Origin of the sequence: Intrasporangium sp. (assembly GCF_051961875.1) — a bacterium.
Classification (GTDB): Bacteria; Actinomycetota; Actinomycetes; order Actinomycetales; family Dermatophilaceae; genus Intrasporangium_A.
The window spans coordinates 1-2982 of the sequence record NZ_JBQCCV010000220.1; the positions used below are offsets into that span (position 1 = coordinate 1).

At 72.8% G+C, this 2982-nt stretch carries 4 protein-coding genes; 2 read left to right on the top strand and 2 right to left on the bottom strand.

Going from position 1 to position 2982, the window contains the following annotated elements:
- On the top strand, nucleotides 1-252 hold a 252-nt coding region (locus ACTHJJ_RS13160), incomplete at its 5' end, for an STAS domain-containing protein (protein WP_440303390.1).
- Nucleotides 253-291: 39 nt separating this feature from the next.
- On the opposite strand, the gene ACTHJJ_RS13165 is transcribed toward ACTHJJ_RS13160, so the two are convergent.
- Together ACTHJJ_RS13165 and ACTHJJ_RS13170 are read right to left on the bottom strand one after the other, a co-directional pair.
- Nucleotides 292-969, bottom strand: a complete 678-nt coding sequence (locus tag ACTHJJ_RS13165; protein WP_440303391.1) for a response regulator — start codon at nucleotides 967-969, stop codon at nucleotides 292-294.
- Complete coding sequence (locus ACTHJJ_RS13170) at nucleotides 960-2156, bottom strand: sensor histidine kinase (RefSeq protein WP_440303392.1); 1197 nt, start codon at nucleotides 2154-2156, stop codon at nucleotides 960-962. The genes ACTHJJ_RS13165 and ACTHJJ_RS13170 overlap by 10 nt, the downstream gene beginning before the upstream one ends.
- A gap of 197 nt (nucleotides 2157-2353) precedes the next feature.
- Between ACTHJJ_RS13170 and ACTHJJ_RS13175 the strand changes: the two genes are divergently transcribed.
- A partial coding sequence (locus ACTHJJ_RS13175) for a hypothetical protein (RefSeq protein WP_440303393.1) occupies nucleotides 2354-2982 on the top strand: 629 nt, incomplete at its 3' end.

A 2982-nucleotide genomic window follows, 5' to 3' on the forward strand; every position in this document is an offset into this window, starting at 1 on the left:
CGGGACGGCCATCCGCTCACCGTGTTCTGCCTCGATGCGGTCGCGATCGGCGACATCGACTACACCGCCGCCGCAGTGCTTCGCCGGGTCCACCACCAGCTCGCCGCGCGCGGTGCCCGGCTCGTGATGTCCGAGGTGGCCCCGCCGGTGCGGGTCGAGCTCGACCGCTACGGGATCACGGAGCTCATCGGTGCCGACGCGTTCTACCCGTCCGCCAAGGACGTCGTGAGGGACACTCGGGAAGCGATGTGAACGGCATACCGCCTGCTGTGCCTGACTTGCCCGGGTCCGTCAGGGGCCGACGTGGTCGCCGGGGCGGACGAGGCCGGTCTCGTAGGCCGCGACGACGGCCTGGACCCGATCGCGCAACCCGAGCTTGGCCAGCAGGCTCGACACGTGCGTCTTGACCGTCGCCTCGCCGAGGTAGAGCTCGGCAGCGACCTCGGCGTTCGACAGGCCACGGGCGACGAGGCCGAGCACGTCGCGTTCGCGCTGCGTAAGCAGCTCGAGGTCCCGCGAGCGCGCCGTGCGGGGGCTGGGCGCGGCGGCGAAGGACTCGATGACCCGCAGGGTCACCGAGGGGTCGAGCAGGCCGCCACCTGCGGCGACGGTCCGCACGGCGGCGACGAGCTGCTCGGGCGGCGACACCTTGAGCAGGAACCCACTGACGCCGGCCCGGAGCGCCCCCTCGACGTACTCGTCCTCGCCGAAGGTCGTCAGGACCACGACCCGGGACTCGGGGCTGGCCTCCAGGACGCGGCGGGCGCCCTCGATCCCGTCGACGTGAGGCATCCGGACGTCCATGAGGACGACGTCTGGTCGCAGCTGGGCGGCCATCGTGCCGGCCACGGCTCCATCGGACGCCTCCCCGACCACCTCGACATCGGGCTCGGCCGTCAGGACCATCCGCAGCCCGACGCGGACCATCGCCTCGTCGTCGACGAGGAGCACCCGGATTGTCACTGCCATCCCCTCCCGATCGGGAACCGGGCCCGGACCTCGAAACCACCTTCCGCCACCGGGCCGGCCGACAGGCTCCCGCCGAACATGCCGGTGCGCTCTCGCATCCCGACGAGGCCGTGACCGCCGGTGGCGGCCGGCTCGTCCTCGTGCCCGTCGGCTTGCCCGGGGAGGCCGCCGGATCCGGTGCCGTCGTCGCGGACGGCCACCTCGACCGCGTCGTTCTCGTGCCGGACCTGAAGGACGGTCCGGGCTCCCGGCGCGTGCCGCAGCACGTTGCTCAGTGCCTCCTGCGCGACGCGGTAGGCGGCGACGTCGACCGCCCGTGGCAAGGCCGTCAGGTCCCCTGTCGTCTCGAGTGAGAGGTCGAGCCCGGCCGCCCGCACGTCGTCGACAAGGTCGCCAGCCCGCGCCAGGGACACCGGGCTCGAGAAGTCGGCATCATCGTCGCGCGGTGTGCGCAGGATGCCGACGGTGGCCCTCAGCTCCTCGACCGACTGGCGCCCGAGACGCTCGAGGCCGAGCATGATGTCGCGCTCGGCGGGCCTGTCGTCGAGGAGCGGTCCGAGCTGGCGGCGCAGTCCGCCGAGCTGCAGGGTCATGACGCTGAGCGAGTGCGCGACCGAGTCGTGCACCTCCCGGGCGATCCGGGCGCGCTCCTCGACGACCGCCGCGTGCGCGGACGCCTCACGCTGCGCGTCGAGCTGCGTTGCGAGAGAGGCGATCTCGCGGGCACGAGCCTGCTCGCGGCGAACGAGGCTGCCGGTCCACCAGGCGGGCACGAAGATGGCCGGGAAGAAGATCGAGTCCCAGCTGATGCCGGCGCGGACCGCGTCGGTCACGACGAACGTCACGATGCAGGCGGCCACGGCCAGACGCGAGACCCTCGGCGCGGTCGCGTAGCCCGCGTAGGCGACGGCGACGAGCACGGCGATGAGGCCGGCCCCGCCGGGCCCCGGTGGGCCGAGCAGTTCCCCGAGCGGGAACGAGGCGGCGACGGCCACCGCACCCGCTGCAGGCCAGCGGACCTGCGAGGCCAGGCTGACCGCGATCCACGCCGCGACCCAGACGAGGCTCCCGAAGTAGGGCCGGAAGGTCGGGTCCGTCCATGCCTCGACGACGGCCAACCCACCCAGCAGCACGGCCGCCGCGACGGGGACGGCCCGTGGACGCGGCCGGTGGCGGAAGGGTGACATGGCGGAAAGGTTATGGCGCAGCGTGCGTCCGCGTATCCGTCTTGTGGGGGACCCGCGGAGGCGAGTTCTCCTCATCACGACGGAGCGCAGGTCGGTGCCTCGCGGCTGAGGCGTGGGGAGGCAGCCGGGCGACACCGTTGGTCCCGTCGCCGACACAGGCGGCACCGGACCTCCGGTATGACCCGAAAGGAAACCCCATGTCCTACGTCTCGCCCCACGCGTTCACCGAGCCGGCCGCTGCCGCGGCAGAGCGCCCCCGGCGACTCGCCCACCCGATGCGCGTCGCCGCCGGAGCCGCGCTCGTCACCGGCCCCGTCCTGTGGGCGCTCGGGATGTTCACCTCCCCGGAGCAGGCGTCGATGGCCGACGCCGACTACATCTCGTCACTGACCCGTGACACCACGATGACCCAGGTGTCGGCCCTCTTCCTGCACTACGGGAACCTCGCGCTCGGCCTCGGCATCCTCGCGGCGCCGTCGCTGGTCCGCGGCCTGCGGGGTCGGATCCCCACCGTCATCGGGTCGCTGCTTGCCGCGGTCGGGTTCGTCAACGTCTCCGGCATGGTCCTGTCGGACTGGTGGAACGCCTCGGCCGGGACGCTGCTCAGCTCCGACCAGGCGGTGGCCGTGTTCCGCGGGTTCAAGGAGGGGTCGCTACTGGCCTTCTGGGACGGCACCGAGCCGTTCAACCTCCTCGGTCCGGTGCTCGTGCTGATCGGGCTCGCCCGAGCAGGGGTCCTCGGCTGGTGGTCGATCCTGCTCCTCGTCGGCGGCGTCGCCGGACTGATGGTGTTCGGCGCGACGGCCCCCCTGGTCGCGGCCGCGAC